This window comes from Natronogracilivirga saccharolytica, from assembly GCF_017921895.1.
GTDB classification, from domain to species: domain Bacteria; phylum Bacteroidota; class Rhodothermia; order Balneolales; family Natronogracilivirgulaceae; genus Natronogracilivirga; species Natronogracilivirga saccharolytica.
Genome location: NZ_JAFIDN010000001.1, coordinates 522,456 through 539,194 on the forward strand (window position 1 = coordinate 522,456; position 16,739 = coordinate 539,194).

The 16,739-nt window shown below is 50.5% G+C and carries 9 protein-coding genes; 3 read left to right on the top strand and 6 right to left on the bottom strand.

Annotated elements, in window-relative coordinates:
- The first annotated feature begins 33 nt into the window (after positions 1–33).
- Together NATSA_RS02130 and NATSA_RS02135 are read left to right on the top strand one after the other, a co-directional pair.
- Entirely contained in the window at positions 34–1,143 is a 1,110-nt protein-coding gene (locus tag NATSA_RS02130; RefSeq protein ID WP_210509982.1) for an aminopeptidase, read from the top strand.
- 236 nt (positions 1,144–1,379) lie between these two features.
- Positions 1,380–6,374 carry a starch-binding protein gene (locus NATSA_RS02135; RefSeq protein ID WP_210509983.1) on the top strand — a complete coding sequence of 1,665 codons (4,995 nt, stop codon included), beginning with the start codon at positions 1,380–1,382 and terminating at the stop codon, positions 6,372–6,374.
- A gap of 284 nt (positions 6,375–6,658) precedes the next feature.
- On the opposite strand, the gene purU is transcribed toward NATSA_RS02135, so the two are convergent.
- From purU to NATSA_RS02155, 4 genes are all read right to left on the bottom strand, one after another.
- Positions 6,659–7,540: a formyltetrahydrofolate deformylase gene (gene purU, locus NATSA_RS02140; RefSeq protein WP_210509985.1), complete on the bottom strand. Its 882-nt coding sequence runs from the start codon at positions 7,538–7,540 to the stop codon at positions 6,659–6,661.
- Positions 7,541–7,844: 304 nt separating this feature from the next.
- On the bottom strand, positions 7,845–10,478 hold the full coding sequence (clpB, locus tag NATSA_RS02145) for an ATP-dependent chaperone ClpB (protein ID WP_210509986.1): 2,634 nt from the start codon (positions 10,476–10,478) through the stop codon (positions 7,845–7,847).
- 123 nt (positions 10,479–10,601) lie between these two features.
- On the bottom strand, positions 10,602–11,597 hold the full coding sequence (locus NATSA_RS02150; protein ID WP_210509988.1) for a DnaJ C-terminal domain-containing protein: 996 nt from the start codon (positions 11,595–11,597) through the stop codon (positions 10,602–10,604).
- 288 nt (positions 11,598–11,885) lie between these two features.
- Entirely contained in the window at positions 11,886–13,418 is a 1,533-nt protein-coding gene (locus NATSA_RS02155) for a DegQ family serine endoprotease (protein ID WP_210509989.1), read from the bottom strand.
- A 266-nt stretch (positions 13,419–13,684) separates the two neighbouring features.
- Here NATSA_RS02155 and NATSA_RS02160 point away from each other — a divergent pair, with 266 nt between their 5' ends.
- A complete protein-coding gene (locus NATSA_RS02160) occupies positions 13,685–14,314 on the top strand; it encodes an arsenate reductase/protein-tyrosine-phosphatase family protein (RefSeq protein WP_210509991.1) in 630 nt (209 codons plus the stop codon).
- A gap of 145 nt (positions 14,315–14,459) precedes the next feature.
- On the opposite strand, the gene NATSA_RS02165 is transcribed toward NATSA_RS02160, so the two are convergent.
- Together NATSA_RS02165 and NATSA_RS02170 are read right to left on the bottom strand one after the other, a co-directional pair.
- Entirely contained in the window at positions 14,460–14,900 is a 441-nt protein-coding gene (locus tag NATSA_RS02165; protein ID WP_246481568.1) for an Hsp20/alpha crystallin family protein, read from the bottom strand.
- Between the two features lie 209 nt (positions 14,901–15,109).
- Entirely contained in the window at positions 15,110–16,477 is a 1,368-nt protein-coding gene (locus NATSA_RS02170) for a 3-deoxy-7-phosphoheptulonate synthase class II (RefSeq protein WP_210509993.1), read from the bottom strand.
- Between the last annotated feature and the right edge of the window lie 262 nt (positions 16,478–16,739).

The window sequence follows — 16,739 nt, forward strand, 5'->3', positions numbered from 1 at the left end:
ACAAACTCAACAACCAAACTGCGTACCATGGCCATGACTGATCCCAGAGATTACAAGCTTGCAGAAACCATCATCACGCACAGCACCCGGCTGGAAAAAGGGGAGCGGATCCTCATAAACCTGATCGGATTCAACGGAATCGGGCTGGTACGCGCCCTGGTCACCCTTGCCCGGGAGATCGGTGCACACCCGTATCTGGATATCGTGGATCCGGAGACCCAGCGTATTTTGCTCGAAACCGGGGATGCGGGATTCTGGAAAGATCAGGCCGAATCGGACGGCGTGCCGCTCATGAAACAGATGGATGCCTTTGTCGGCATTCGCGCTTCGGAAAACATCTACGAATCGTCAAAGGTGCCCGAAAAGGCCAACCGGGCATTTCAGCAGCACTACCTGCAACCCGTTCACTTCGATGAGCGTGTCAAAAACACCAAATGGTGCGTCTTGAGATATCCTTCCCCGGCATTTGCCATGAACGCCCGCATGCCCACATCAGCCTTCACCGATTTTTATTACAATGCCTGCCTGCTTGATTATGCCCGGCTGCGGGATGCGATGCTGCCGCTCGAGGAGCGCCTTCGCAAGGCCAGTGAGGTCCGGCTGAAAGGCGAAGGCACTGACATCCGCCTCCATGTGGACGGACAGGACTGGGTCAATTGCCACGGGACCCGCAATATTCCCGATGGCGAACTTTTTTCGTCTCCCCTTCGCGACTCAGTTAACGGCAGGATCCGGTATGCCCCCAGTGTTTACCTCGGCAAACCGTTCGATTTTGTTGAACTGACCGTAAAAGACGGGGTTGTGACGGATTTTGATGCATCGGACCGCGAGGCCTTGCAGTCGATTCTGGATACGGATGAGGGTTCGCGCCGGTTCGGCGAATTCAGCTTTGGCACCAACCCGGTGATCGGGCAGCCGATGTATGACATATTATTTGATGAGAAGATCTACGGATCGAATCATTTGACGCTGGGTCAGGATTACGACGAAGCGCCGAACGGCAACAAAAGCCAGGTCCACTGGGATCTGGTATGCATCGGTGCGGATGTGTACCTTGACGGCGAACTCATCCGCAAGGGCCGCCATTTCGTCCCCGATGATTTACAAATATTAAACCCGGATAACTTTTTTAAAGGAAGATGACCGCCTTCTGCTCCAGGGAGTTGTTATGAAGTCAAATGTCGGGTAATTTTGTTGCATGACTCGGATTTTTTTTGCTACATTTACTTTAGCTGCATCAAACAAAAAAGCGCTTGCAGGGATAAGCGATTACCAAATCATTAAGCAGGGGAATCTGCTTTTACGCGATCTAACAATTCGTTATCATAAAGCGGGTATGTATCAAGCATACTTGCCAACTAAAACAAAAGGAGACATATATGAATAGCAAAATGCTACGACCTTTTACAGGGTTTTTACTGGCATTCGCTCTTCTGTTTACGGGTTTCTCCCAATCGTATTCTCAGGCTACGGAGATTACGACCAATTGGGAACAGTCTGTAACAGAAGACAATTTGCCTGAATGGATGGACGGCAATCAGCGTGGAATGGCCGTTCATGAGGAGAACGGCAATAAATATTTGCTCATCACATCAGCCACTTCTCCATGGGCTGCTGATGCCTATTGGAACGTCCGAGTAATTAATGCAGAAAACGGCGATGATGAGGGAGAGATGAGCCTTGGAAGCTATGACGATGGCAAAGGCACATTTCGCATCAGTGACGTAACCACAACAGAAGACAACAAGATTTTTGTCAACAACTATGCCGAGGTTGCCGGGCATACGGCATTCCTTGTACAGATGTTCACCGATTTGGATGATGAAGATCCTGTCGTTGTACTCGAAGATGACCTCATCGCTCAGGATGGATGGCGCATTGGCCGCGTGGCCAACATGACAGGCAATTTCGACAATGGAACGGCTACACTTTATGTAACCAGCACACCTGCAGCTGATGAACCGGAAGAAGAAGCAATCCTTCGGTACACACAGACCGGTCCGGGAGAAAACTTCAGTGACGACCCGGAAATCTTTGAAGTAAATGACATCGGAACCAACCCGAGTGCCTCCGCAGCACTTCCGGGTGAAGAGCCCTTTTACTGGACTGCTGACGGCCGTTCGGTATTCAAAATGGATTCTGACGGCACCGAAATTGGCGCAATACCCAGTGAAGTGCTTGGTTCGTCAACTATTAAAGTCCAGTTTATCGACACCTATGAGGGCAATGATTACATAGCGGTAATCAACTCTGATAACAGCAGTGCCGAACTGGTACGTGTTGTAGACGGTGATCCCGAACTTGCAGAAGTAATCGGCACAACTCCGTCACTGGGCTCAGGCCTGCCTTTTGCAGGACTCGGCGAACCACGGTTCATCCGGACTGATGATGGTTTTGATGCCTATGTAATGGCAAGTGCGAGAGGCATCGGCTCGTATTCGGTTGAGCTGCTTGAAGAACCGGACCTGAATGAATACGATAACATAGCTGACCTTCTTGATAATGCCGAGGTAGGTGAAGAAGCAGTGTTGACCAACGAAGTGATTGTTACATTCGTGGCAGCTACCAATCGCAACCAGCACTATCTGTCAGACGAAACAGGTGCCGTACTGGTTGATGATGACAACAACGTTCTTACCGGACTGGCAAGAGGCGATGGTATCACCGGATTTACTTTTGAATTCAGTGAATCTGATGGTACTACTCAGCTGCTCCCGCTCGCTGATATTGCACCCACCACATCTGACAACGACCTGCCATACTGGGAAACCACACTGGCGGATCTTGAATATGTTGGTGAGCCACGGCTGATGAAAGTTGAAATGGCTCAATTTGTTGACGAAGGTGATTTCGAAGAAACCACCAACTATGGAATTATTGACCCAACCGTAACCAGTCCTGTGACTTTCAGAACTCATTTAAGTGATTCTGATGTTATTGGTGAAGCTATACCGGCAGGGGTCGTCAACCTCAAAGGCATTGCCGCAGAATTCTTCGGTACTCCACAGCTATATGCAGCTCATTATGACCTGATTGAAGAAGTCGAAGTGGATATTGAAGGCTTCGCTCTGGAATCCCCTGAAGACGGTGCTGAGCTTACTGTCGAAGGCTCACCAGTTGATGAAGTTGTGATTACCTGGGAGCGCCCGGCATCCAACGTCGACGGATTGCTGCACTTCACCTGGCACCTCGATGCCCGCGGAGATAACTTTGATGATCCTATAGTCAGCATTCCTGCTGATGGCAATGGCAATGACAATCAGCTGACCCTTACCATGGGTGCCATCGACCAGTTGTTGGATGACAACGGCCTTGACATCGGTGATGTCTTGGAAGCAGACTGGACCATAACTGCCGAAGCAGGCGATGAAGTGGTATTTGCAGATGCGGCATTTGCCATCGATCTTGAGCGTGGCGAAATCGACACAGTTGAGTTTGACAATCTTGAAGATTTTGCAAATTTCCCTGTAACTGCCGGTCAATATCAAAGCGGCACCTTTGAAGGCCAGGACGGTTCCACATGGGAATATGTAAATGCAAGAGGTGACATACATATTGATGAACCGACACCGGGTCTGCAAAACAATGCCGATGCAAAAATCGAGTCAGGCACCATCACCGGTGGCATTGCTGCCCTGCAGTTTGACTACATGCAAATGTTCAGCAACGATGTTGAACTGGATGTGTTTGTCAATGACGAGCTGGTGGCTACAGTTACATCAGACGGTCAGCAGAATGAAGTGCTCAGCTCCGGTCTTATTGGCATCCCGGATGTAGAAGGCGATTTTGTTCTTCGCTTCCAGAACACCTCAAGTGGTGCCCAGGTTGCCGTGGACAATGTTCAGTGGCTGAGTGTGGAACCGGATCCCGAGCCGGACTTCTTCACCGTTTACTACAACAACCCGGAAGGATGGGATGATGTGTACGCCTATGCCTGGGAAGATGATGGTGATCCCTATATCGAATGGCCGGGTGAACTGATGAACGAACCCGAAGAAGATTCCGAGTGGTACAGCTATGATGTGCCCGTAAACTTCGACATGATCATCTTCAATGATAATGACGGGAATCAGACTGATGACCTGTCCCGAAACACCACCGGTTGGTATGATGGTGAACAGTGGTATGACGAAGAACCGGTTGAGGTTCTCCCCTATGAGACCCTGTTCCAGCTCTCCACGATCGACGAAACCCGTCCGGACTGGTTCAGCGATGACCACACCGAGCGTGGAATGATCGCCGGCGATGATCACATGTATGCCGTCAGCCGCAAGGACGGGATCTTTGTCTACGTGCTGGATAACGAGACCGGCGAGGTCCTCGATACTCTGAACACCGAAGGTGTGAGCGGCGGACTGTTCCCCCTCAACGACATCGAAATCAGTGACAATGGCCATCTTTTCGCCGCCAACATGACGCTGGATGCCGGTGACAATGCCTTCAAGGTATATCGCATGCGCAACGGCGAACCGGAAGTGGTTCTTGAGTTTGAACAGGACGGTGCCAGGCTGGGAGATCGCATCATGATCACAGGCAGCACCCTCGACGGTGGTATGCGTCTGTACGCAGGAGATGGCAACAGTGCCACTGTTTATGTATTCCCGATGAACGGACCCGACGGCGCTTTCTTCGATGAGCCGGTTGTCATCGATCTTGAAGAAGTTGACTCCGGAGCTGTCCCGTCTGTTGCACCGGTCGGAGACGGTACGTTCTTCTGGACGGCCAGCGGACGCGATGTGCACAAGTTCGACTATGAAGGAAACCACCTTGGCTCCATCTCATCAGATCTGTTCCCCGGCAACACGACGGCACTTCGCTACCTCGGTACCGAAAACGGTGATCACATGCTGGCAGGCTACATCCACGGCCACAGCTCTGATCCCGAAACGGATGAAAAAATCCGTGTCGTGCGTATCCCGGACGGCGATCTTGATGAAGCAGCCTTTGTCTTCGACACACCATCGATGCGCGGAGCCGGCAATCCCAACGGTACCGGAGAAGTGGCATTTACCGGCAACCCCGACGGAACGGCCAACCTGTATGTACTGGGAACCAACAACGGCATCGGCGGCTATCACGCCTTTGACCTTGATCTGGAATTCCCGGATTACAGCGCCGACCTCGACATTATTTCCATTGCCGAGGCCCGTTCGTTTGACGACGACCGCATTGTAGTTGTCAAGGGTATTGTCAACTCCACCGACTTCGGATTCGGTGTGGCCGACTACTTCATCCAGGATGAAACGGCCGGACTGAATGTGACCGATTTTGATGATGGCGGAGCCCAGAGCGGCGTTTATGCCCAGCCGGGTGACAGCATTATCATCATGGGTGAAATGGCAACCTTCCGTAACCAGCGCAACATCGAGGTAATGGAATACGAAATCACCAGCTCCGGCAACGATCTGCCCGAGGCGGTCGCCATCGACGGCGATGAGATGCGGGACGACTCGGAGTATCAGGGTATGCGCGTGCAGCTGCGCGACATGTACATCATCGAAGAAGACCTGAACAACTGGCCGCTTCCCGGCGACCCGGTTGCAGACGGAAGCGGTGTGAATGTGCGTGTAACCAGCGAAGCCGAAGCCGACACGTTCGTGGTTCGTCTGGCCCGCAACAATACCCCGTGGGGAGATGACTACGACGGACAACCCATGCCGCCGGCGGTATTCCATGTCAGCGGAACCATGGGTCAGTTCAATGAGGACACCCAGGTCTTCCCGTTCTTCACCGATGACTTTGAACCGCTCGAAGATCAGTATCGCGTAGAGTTCAACGTTGATATGGGCGGAGTTCAGGGCTTCGATCCGGACGAAAACCATGTCTATCTTGCCGGAAGCATAAACACTCCGGAGTGGCAGGAGCCGGGCAGCAACCCGCGCTACCGTATGTTCGCATCCGAGGATGACGAAAACATCTATACGGTTACCCTGTATGCCGAGGCCGGAGATTATGAGTACAAGTACTTCATGGTGGAAGACGAACCGGATTGGGATAACAGCGAATGGCCGGGCGACCCCAACCGTATGATTACAGTTGATGATGACAAAGTAGTCAACGACGTATGGGGCGAGCAGCCGACCAGCGGCGAGCAGCTGAGCGACGTTCCGACCGAGTTCGGGCTCGACCAGAACTATCCGAACCCGTTCAACCCGGTAACCACGATCCGCTATCAGGTTCCCGAGTCGGCCAATGTGACTCTGGAAGTGTATGATGTGACCGGACAGCGTGTGGCCACCCTGGTCAATGAATCACGTGAAGCAGGTGTTCACACGGTTGAGTTCGATGCTACCCGTCTGGCAAGCGGTGTCTACATCTACCGCATGCATGCCGGTGACTTCGTACAGTCCAAAAAGCTGATGCTGGTGAAGTAGGATCATTCACAGCAGCACCATCACAGCAGTAAAAAAAGGGTGCTTCCTTCGGGGAGCACCCTTTTTTTGTCAGCTTCGCTATGTTGTCAGCCTTACAATGACATCCTGTCTGGTGAGTTCATTCTGATCAAAAGACTTCATTTTGACCTTAAAACCTGAAACTTTGAGCTTATGACCCGGAATGGATGTGATCTGATGACAGTATATCTCACGGCTTACCCTTGCTTTTGAAAAAAGACTCAGGGCACAACAGGCTCAGGTCCTGATAATCTTTGGACAAACAGTTACTGAAATACGATTGTCCGATTTTCGAAGACCATGGTCCGGCGCTCCAGATGAAGCCAGATCGCCCTTGCCAGTACAATTTTTTCCAGATCGCGCCCCTTTCTGGCCAGATCCTCCACTGAATGCCGGTGATTTACGTGGATCACATCCTGTTCAATAATGGGGCCTTCATCCAGATCGGCGGTTACATAATGGCTGGTTGCTCCGATCACCTTTACGCCGCGCTGAAAAGCCGAATGATACGGACGTGCACCGGGAAAGGCCGGAAGGAAGGAATGGTGAATGTTTATAATCCGGCCCGGATAATCCGCCACAAAATTGTCTGACAAAATCTGCATATACCGCGCCAGCACCATCACATCGATTTCGTACGAATGCAGCAACTCTTTTTGCTTCGCCTCTACTTCCGGCTTGTTTTCCTGGTTAACATCAAACTGATGGTAGTCAATCCCGTACCGGTCTGCCACCTGCTTCATATGCGGATGATTGCTGATAATCAGGGGAATATCCACATACCATTCCCCGCTGTCATACCGGGCAAGAATATCGTAAAGGCAATGTCCGTAGCCGGAGACAAAAACTGCCATTTTGGGTTTTTCTCTGGAAAAGTAAAGTTGCCAGTGCATATCAAACGGAGTGCCGATATGCTTTGAAAATTCGCTTTCAATCTGATCGTCGGGAATCAGAAAACCATCAAGATCCCACTCCACACGCATGAAAAACACCTGGCTGAGCTTGTCCACATGCTGGTCAATTTCCAGAATATTTCCGTTGTTGTGCGCCAGAAACCGGGTTACCGCGGCAACAAGCCCTTTTTTATCCGGACAGTGGATGAGAATGATTGCCGAGTTTCTGCTGGATGTGCTGTTGCGTAATTCCATGGTTTGCTGAGTGCGGTATAACCGTTAGTAGTGTCTTGAGGAGCCAACTGTGCTCACTCCGTAATGGTAACCAGTGAAGATAAAAAAAGCTCTCATTAAGTAACTACACTTCACGAATAAAAAAACTGGCAGTTAGAGTAAACGCCTTAAAAAACGCAAGACTTTGACGAAATCAAGTCATCCGCTTTGTATATCCAGGTCTGAACGAAATCAAGTCCTGCGCTTTGTATATCCCCCGTCCGGACGAAAAAAAAGGCAGCCTGAATTAGATCAGACCGCCTTTATAAGCGCCAGATTTACTTGGTCACTCTGACCACGCCTCAACATCGTCGAACACCTCGGCAAATGTCAGCTCATTCCCGTTTTTGGCCACTTTAACCTCATACTCAACCGGTTCTTCACCAGATTTGGAAATAAGCATGGTTGCCAGTTTGTTCACAACCTCGCGCTGAATCAGCCGCTTAAGCGGTCTCGCTCCAAACTGCGGATCATAACCGCGGTCGGCCAGCCAGTCGCGAACCTGACTGTCCAGTCTGATCGTGACATCCTTTTTGGCAAGCATGCGGTCAACACGCTTGAGCTGGATATCAACAATCTGACGGATCTGATCCTTGCCAAGCGGATGGAATACGATGATGTCGTCAATCCGGTTGAGAAACTCCGGCCGGATCGTCTCTTTCAGCGTCTCCAGCAGCCGTGCCTGAAGTTTGGCATATTCAGCTTCGGAAATGTCTCCTGAGGCTTCCTCGATTTTACGCCGGATCTCCTGTGATCCGATATTGCTGGTCATGATCACAATGGTATTTGTGAAATCGACCGTCACTCCCTTGTTGTCAGTGAGGCGGCCATCGTCGAGCAACTGCAAAAGAATGTTGAACACATCCGCATGCGCCTTCTCAATTTCATCAAGCAGAACCACCGAATAAGGTTTGCGACGCACTGCTTCTGTGAGCTGTCCGCCTTCCTCGTAGCCAACGTATCCCGGAGGCGCCCCCACCAGGCGGCTCACACTGTGCCGCTCCATGTACTCGCTCATGTCTATGCGGACCATGGCGTTCTCGTCATCGAAAAGATAGTCTGCAAGAGAGCGTGCAAGCTCGGTCTTGCCGACGCCGGTGGAGCCGAGGAAGATAAAGGAGCCGATCGGGCGATGTTCGTCCTGAAGTCCGGCACGTGACCGCCGCACCGCGTGCGAAACAGCGTCGATGGCCTGATCCTGCCCGATCACCCGCTGATGCAGTTCGTCCTCCATCGAGAGCAGCTTCATGCGCTCGCTCTGGAGCATTTTTCGCACCGGAATACCCGTCCAGCGGGATACAATTTCAGCGACATGATCAGCTTCAACCTCTTCCTTGAGCATGGGTGATTGTTTCTGCTGCTCTGTGAGCTTCTCTTTTGTCGCTTCCAGCTCTTTTTCGAGATTGGCGATTTTGCCGTACCGCAGCTCGGCCACCTGTTCATAGCGGCCCTCCCGCTCCGCCTTGTCAGCCTCATTGCGGGCATTCTCGATTTCCTGCTTCATGCTGCGGATATTCTGGATCAGCTCCCGTTCGGAGTTCCATCGTGATTTCAGCTCTTTGTACTTCTCATTCAGATCGGCAAGCTCGCGGTTAATATCCTCAAGTTTTGACTTGTCTTCTTCCCGTTTGATGGCTTCACGTTCGATTTCAAGCTGCCTGATCTGACGATCAATCTGATCCAGTTCTTCCGGCATGGAGTCGATTTCGATTCGCAGACGCGATGCAGCCTCATCCATAAGGTCAATGGCCTTGTCCGGCAGAAAACGGGCGGAAATATACCTGTCGGACAGCTCCGCCGCTGCGATGATGGCTCCATCGGTAATGCGCACACCGTGGTGCAGTTCATATTTTTCCTTGAGTCCGCGCATGATGGAAACGGTGTCCTCCACTGATGGTTCATCGACATGGACTGTCTGCAGCCTGCGCTCCAGAGCCTTGTCCTTCTCAACGAATTTCCGGTATTCGGACAAGGTTGTCGCCCCTATGGCGCGCAACTCTCCTCTGGCAAGGCTTGGCTTGAGGATATTGGCTGCGTCCATGGCTCCTTCTGTGGCACCGGCGCCAACCAGGGTGTGAATCTCGTCAATGAAAAGGATAATCTCACCGTCGGCATCGATAACCTCCTTGACCACGGCCTTCAGCCGGTCCTCGAATTCGCCGCGGTATTTGGCCCCCGCGATCAGCGCACCCATGTCGAGTGCAATAACGCGCTTGGTCTTGAGTCCTTCAGGAACATCGCCCTGTATGATCCGGAGTGCGAGTCCCTCGGCGATGGCCGTTTTACCCACTCCCGGCTCACCAACCAGTACGGGGTTGTTCTTTGTCCGGCGGGTCAGGATCTGCATAACCCTGCGGATTTCCTGATCCCGGCCGATGACCGGATCAAGTTTGTTTTTCTCGGCGGCTTCATTCAGGTCGCGTGCATATTTTTTCAATGCCTCATAACGTCCCTCGGCGTTGGGGTCATCCACCTTCTGACTGCCCCGCACATCCTGAAGTACGTTCATGACATCCTCCCGCTTGACACCCGATCTCTTGAGCAGCCGCGAAACTTCGCTTTCATGGTCGATCAAAGCCAGCAGCAGGTGTTCCGAGCTTATGTATTCGTCCCCGAATTCAGATGCCAGGGACGATGCCTTGTCAAACAAAGATTTGGTGTCATTCGACATATATTGACCGGATACCGAAGCTCCTTTGACAACCGGAGTTTTCTTCATAATCTCCGCGATACCGGACTCCACTTCATTAATCGAGACACCAATTTTCTTGAGAATGGTTACGGTGATATTGGACTGGTCAGAAATCAGTGCTTTGAGAATATGCACCGGTTCCAGGGCCTGGTGGCCGTTATCTGATGCAACCTCCAAAGCCTGCTGAATACTTTCCTGAGCTTTTAAAGTAAATTTGTTCAAATTCATAACTCTGCGATTATAACGTCGTTGATTTAACTTGTTTTCTCAGATAACAGAGCGAATTCCGTACCATATTGAAATTCAGCTTCAGTTCTGACTTTTTGGCAGGCTGACACGCAGAGTCCGGGCTCAGAGATTTTCTTTGCGTATTTCCGCAAGCTCGCGGAACATTTCTTTTTCTTTTTTCGAAAGCTTTTCAGGCAACCGCACCTGCAATGTTGCAAACAGGTCACCTTTCTTTTCTTCCTGTTGGAACACGGGCATGCCATAGCCGCGAAGCCGGAATACCCGGCCGGGCTGTGATTCTGCAGGCACCTTGATTTTGACCGTACCGTTCATGGTTGGCACCTCCATGGTGCCTCCCAGAAGTGCTTTGTAGAGGCTCACTTCGACATTGGTATACAGGTCATCGTCCTCTCTAGTAAATACCTCGTGAGGTTTAATTGTGACTTTGATGTATAAGTCACCGGGTTCTCCTCCACCGGTTCCTGGCTGGCCGCGGCCTTTCAGTTTCAGCCTGCGTCCGCTGTAAATCCCTTTCGGGATTTTTATTTTCATCTGATTCTTATTAACACGCACAGACTTTTCTGTACCGCGATATGCTTCTTCAAGTGTGATTTCAAGTTCAGCGGTTATGTCCTTGCCTTTCCGGGACTCTGTTCTGACATCCCAGCCATATCCGGCATCCCGAAAGTCGGCACCCGGACGTGCACGGCGCTGTCTTTGCTGACCACGGTTGATGCCCCCACCGAAGATTTGCTCAAAAAAGTCCGAAAAGTCGCCCCCGCCGAAAAAGTCTTCTGTTGTTCTGGAATAGGCATGCCGGCCTCCCTGTCCAGCCTGCCCACGTGCGTACTGCTGCCAGTTGAAATCACCACTTTGTGCTCCCGCCTGCTTGTACTTTTTCCAGTCAGCTCCTACCTGATCGTAGAGCTTCCGGTTTTCATCATCACTGAGCACTTCATAGGCTTCACCGATCTCATTGAACTTTCTGGCCGCTTCCTTGTCATCCGGATTGACATCCGGGTGGTATTTTCTGGCCAGCTTTCGGTAAGCCTTCTTTATTTCATCTTTCGAAGCACCTTTTTTAACTCCAAGAATACTGTAATAATCTTTGTAATTCATGGCAATTCAAACAATTATAATATTCCAAAATGACAAACTGGCAAGGTTCCCTGTCGTCATGTCCCACAATGGCATAACATACTCATAAAAATGCATATCTGTTGTCATCAAAATTATTCCACTATAAAATGCACAAATTCCTTGCCACATTTGAATTTCTGCCAAAAAAAAAAGCTCCCGCCGAAAACCAGGCAGGAGCCTTGAACTATATCAGAGAGCAGCACCAGATCAGGTCAGCTCAATACGATATTTTGCCGGCCCGCTTATCCTGCGGGCCAGGTGTCAGCATCATGTGCTTTGCAGCTCAAAAGCGATAAACAACCGCTGATTACCTCTCAGAACCTGAAGCAACATGGATTCACCCACTGTCATTTCAGAAACCGCCTCGTTGAATTCAGAAACCGAAGTTACCGGCATTCTGTTCAGGGAAACTATGACATCACCCTGGCGCAGACCATTCTCAGCTGCCGGGCTGTTGCCGTCGACTTCTTCAACGACCACACCTTCCACATCAGGGCGTATCCGCAATCTTTCAGCCAGTTCACGGGTCAGTTCAGTAACCGAAAAGCCTATGACATCGCGGATCGTCTCCTGATCGGCCACCGCCAGATCATCGGTCGGATGCTCTCCCAGAGTAACATTTACGTCCATCTCGTCACCATCACGGAATATCGTCAACGTAATCTCGGTGCCCGGTGACATTTCAGCCACCCTGCGACGGAACTCTGATCCGGTTTCCACTTCCCGGCCATTGAATTTCAGGATGATATCCTCGGGCTGCAGACCGGCCTCTTCAGCAGGAGAATCACTGGATACGTTGGTGATAAGAACACCTCGTGCTTCGGGAAGATCAAATGCTCTGGCAAGGCTTTCATCAAGCCGCTGAAACTCAACACCGATAAATCCGCGGACGACCCGTCCTTTTTCGATGATGGACTCCATCACATTGCGGGCCATGTTGCTGGGAATGGCAAATCCGATTCCCTGGAAGCCACCCGACTGAGAGGCAATGGCAGTGTTGATTCCGATCAGTTCGCCTTTCATATTGATAAGCGGTCCGCCGGAGTTACCCCGGTTAATGGCGGCATCGGTCTGTATGAAATTCTCATAGCCGTCCCGTCCGAGAATATTAAGGTCTTCCCTTCCTTTGGCGCTCACGATACCCTGGGTGACCGTATGTGCCAGTGCGGCACCGAGCGGACTTCCAATAGCCATTACCATTTCACCGACCTGAAGTTCTTCGCTGTCTCCGAACTCCATATAGGGCAGGTTTTCCGCTTCAATTTTGAGAACCGCGATGTCGGTATTGGGATCTGAACCAACTACCGTGGCCGGGATTTCTTTCTGATTAATCAGAGTAATTTTGATGGTATCGGCCTGGGCAATAACGTGATGGTTGGTGAGTATATACCCATCCTCTGAAACAATCACACCTGAACCCAGACCCTGTGTCCGGTATTCACGCTCACGATCTTCACCGCGGTCACGGAAAAACGGATGGTCACGGAAAAACGGATCATCTCTGAACGGCCGGAAGAAATCATCAAACATGCCTCTGCCGCCCGTGCTTCTTCTCACTGTCCTTTCCGTAGATACCATCACAACAGTGGGCTTGGTAACGTCCGACAAGTTCACCAGTGCGTTGTTGAAGCGTGTCAGCAGATCCTGAGATTCATCCTTTAATTCTGCCTGTTGATCAGATTCCCTCGGTTTAAATTCATACGGCTCATCAGCTGTGCCTGCCCCCAGAGGCACGCGGATAATCAAAAATACCAGTACGACAGTTAATGCGGTGGCAAACTTCGAGTAATGACTTTTCATGCTCTGACTCCTGATACGTGTTCTTTAAGGATTATTGTAATTGGTAAGTGTTTCGACACCTTGAACATTAAAACTTATTGCGCGGGTATTTTATTGTTATCATGATTCATTACAGGTGCATCAACCGGAACTATGGAACCATTCGGGATTTGCCTTATATTATGGATTGTTTCCGGCGGCAGCGACAATACCAGGTACCGCATTTGAACAACCGTTGCCGGCGTGAAATCACAGTTTCCATCATTCCTCTCTAAAGTCCGGCAAACATGTCACGTATATATCCCGTCATCGATCAGCTCATCGATCAGTTCCTGGAAGAAGAAGATCACATTCCGCAGTCGCGTCAGCACATTATTGAGGATCTGGTGAAAAATATCAGGGACGTGCAGAAGTCAAAAGAGCCGGTTAGGCTGAACTTTATTTGCACCCACAACTCAAGGCGCAGTCAAATGGCCCAGATCTGGGCACATGCACTCGCTCATTCCTTTCAGATTCCCAGTGTTGAGTGTTACTCGGGGGGCACTGAAGTAACGGCATTCCACCCCAATGCTATTCGTGCCATGAAAACGCTCGGATTTCAGATCACGCCCGAAACTCCGTCTTCAAACGGTCCCAATCCGCGCTGGCATGTTTCTGCCGGATCCAACCTGACCGAACTGGTCTGCTATTCCAAAAAAATTGAAGACAGCATCGATCAGAGTCTTCCGTTTATAGCCGTAATGACCTGTTCGGATGCCGATCAGAACTGTCCGGTTGTACCTGGAGCACAGTCCCGGGCTGCCTTTACATTTGAAGATCCCAAAAGCACCGATGGCACGGACAAAGAACAGCAGGCTTATCTCAAAACAGCGGTCGGGATCGGAAGGGAGCTGACAAGTGTATTCAAGTCGTTGTAAGCTTTGGGACACATCATTATGACTGATGTTCGCCATATCCGGATACATTTGTACGGCTGCCATCCAAAAAAATGCCCGGCAAGGGCACTGTTTCAACCCCGGCCGGGCCTCGTACCACACGACATGATGACAAGCATCTCAATGTTTACTTAACCTTGATCTGCTTGTTCACCTGCTTTTCCTTCTTCTCGATATCCAGCTTAAGGATACCATCTTCGAAACGTGCATCAATTTTGTCCTGATTGATGTTGTTCGGAAGCATGATGGAACGCTCGAACTGTCCGTAACGGGTTTCACGGACATGATGCTTGGTATCCTTGTTTTCGGTTTCTTCCTTACGCTCACCGGAAATGGTCAGACGACGATCCTGCAGATCAATATTGATATCGTCTTTCTTCATTCCGGGCAGCGCAGCCTGAACATGATAGTGACTGTCGGTCTCGGAAATATCGATGCTCGGCGCATAAAGCCGGCCGCTGTCACTGGTCACTACATCATTGAAAAACTCATCCAGAATGCTGGAAAAGGTGCGCGGTACTCCTGCTCTTTCAAATTCTTGCATTGGGTTATACTTTGTGATAGCCATAGCTACCTCCTTTTTTAAGGTTCATGGTTAACTCCTGTTTTCACCATGAACTATTGCAAAAGGCGTACCAACCCATGCCATCTGTCATTTTTGACAAGTTTTGTGTTATGCATGTCATACAGATCTGTTAAAAATGACAGAACCCTTCGGTTGATTTGTCATTAAGACAATTCCGGGGCCGGAACGGATGACAGATATGTGTCAGAATTTCAGCGGTCCTGCCAGGTTGCCTTCCACTCCTTTGTAATCAGAAATGCCATCTCTAGACTCTGCTGATAATTCAGGCGCGGATCACAAAATGTCTTGTAATTGCGCTTGAGTCCGTCAGCACGAAGATTGTTCGCACCTCCGACACATTCGGTAACGTTGTCACCGGTCAGCTCCAAATGGACGCCGCCGAGAAAGGTGCCCTCACTCCGGTGTACGGCAAATGTTTGCTTGATTTCGGTCAGAATATCGTCAAAACTTCTGGTTTTGATATTTTCGTCCGTGGCATACGTATTGCCATGCATGGGGTCGCAGCTCCAGATCACACTCAGTCCGGCACGCTCAACGGTGCGGATCAGTTCCGGCAGCATGGATTCGACATTGTCTTTACCCATGCGGGTGATCAGAGTGACCTTTCCCTCCGTATTTTCGGGATTGAGCTTTTCAATAAGCCGCACAACCTCCTCACTTTCGAACGGAGGTCCGACCTTGATCCCGATCGGATTGCGAATTCCGCGGAAATATTCAACATGGGCGCCTTCAAGGTCGCGGGTCCGGTTGCCCAGCCACGGCATATGCGTGCTCAGATTATACCAGCCCTTGTTATGAGGAACCTGCTGAGTCTGCGCCGAATCATAGTACAGATTGAGTGCCTCATGAGATGTGTGAACCCGTACCTGTTTGAGGGCATCGATTTTGTGATTGGAAATGGTTTCTACGAAACGGACGGCATTGGTGATCGATTTGACCATCGACTCGTACTCCTTGTAGTACTTGTTCCGCCGCATGAAATCGAGCTCCCAGTATTCCGGATGGTTAAGGTTGGCAAAACCCTTTCCTTCCGTCAGCGAACGAATGAAATTCAGGGTCAATGCCGAAAGCTTGTATCCTTCCAGTAGCCGCTTGGGATTGGTCATCCGCGCCTCTTCGTCCTGCTCAAACTTGTTGAAAAGATCACCACGGTAGGATGGCAGCTCCTGTCCGGCCACTTTTTCCATGGGTTTGGATCTGGGCTTGGCATACTGCCCTGCGATTCTGCCCACCCGCACGACCGGTATGTTCATTTCGTGAATCAGGATAAAACTCATCTGAAGCAGGACCTTAAGCAGGCTCACCGTCTGAGGGGCATTGCAGTTGTCAAAGACCTCGGCACAGTCTCCACCCTGCAACAAAAACGCTTTGCCGCGGGATGCCAGAGCCAGTTGATCACGCAAATCTTCCACCTCCCATGAATTGACCAGAGGCGGGTAGCTTTTCAGTTCCTTATAGACCTGTTTCAGGAGTTTCTGATTGCTATACTCCGGGATTTGTTTAATGGGATGGGATTGCCAGGAGGTCGGGCTCCAGTTTTTCGAACTTGTTTGTTCCACAGTCAAATATACTTCAATTTGGTGTAAATATATAATATAACTGTGATAAGTGAGAAATAACAGCCCGTAAATTCATCTTTCTCCCCGGACTTCTCAAATACTAATGAAAAAGGGTGTGACCCTGCAAACAGGACCACGCACTCAGTAAGATAACCGGGCTTATCTCCGGTAACGGGATGCATAGCGAAGCTGACCAGAAAAAAAGGGTGCTCCCCGAAGGAAGCACCCTTTTTTATTTGCTGCTATGATTGTGCTGCTGTGA

Excerpts from the sequence above, each read along its gene's own strand:
- NATSA_RS02160 (WP_210509991.1), top strand. The coding sequence starts at position 13,685 with ATGTCACGTATATATCCCGTCATCGATCAGCTCATCGATCAGTTCCTG.
- clpB (WP_210509986.1), bottom strand. The coding sequence starts at position 10,478 with ATGAATTTGAACAAATTTACTTTAAAAGCTCAGGAAAGTATTCAGCAG.
- purU (WP_210509985.1), bottom strand. The coding sequence starts at position 7,540 with ATGGAATTACGCAACAGCACATCCAGCAGAAACTCGGCAATCATTCTC.
- NATSA_RS02155 (WP_210509989.1), bottom strand. The coding sequence starts at position 13,418 with ATGAAAAGTCATTACTCGAAGTTTGCCACCGCATTAACTGTCGTACTG.
- NATSA_RS02150 (WP_210509988.1), bottom strand. The coding sequence starts at position 11,597 with ATGAATTACAAAGATTATTACAGTATTCTTGGAGTTAAAAAAGGTGCT.
- NATSA_RS02165 (WP_246481568.1), bottom strand. The coding sequence starts at position 14,900 with ATGGCTATCACAAAGTATAACCCAATGCAAGAATTTGAAAGAGCAGGA.
- NATSA_RS02135 (WP_210509983.1), top strand. The coding sequence starts at position 1,380 with ATGAATAGCAAAATGCTACGACCTTTTACAGGGTTTTTACTGGCATTC.
- NATSA_RS02130 (WP_210509982.1), top strand. The coding sequence starts at position 34 with ATGACTGATCCCAGAGATTACAAGCTTGCAGAAACCATCATCACGCAC.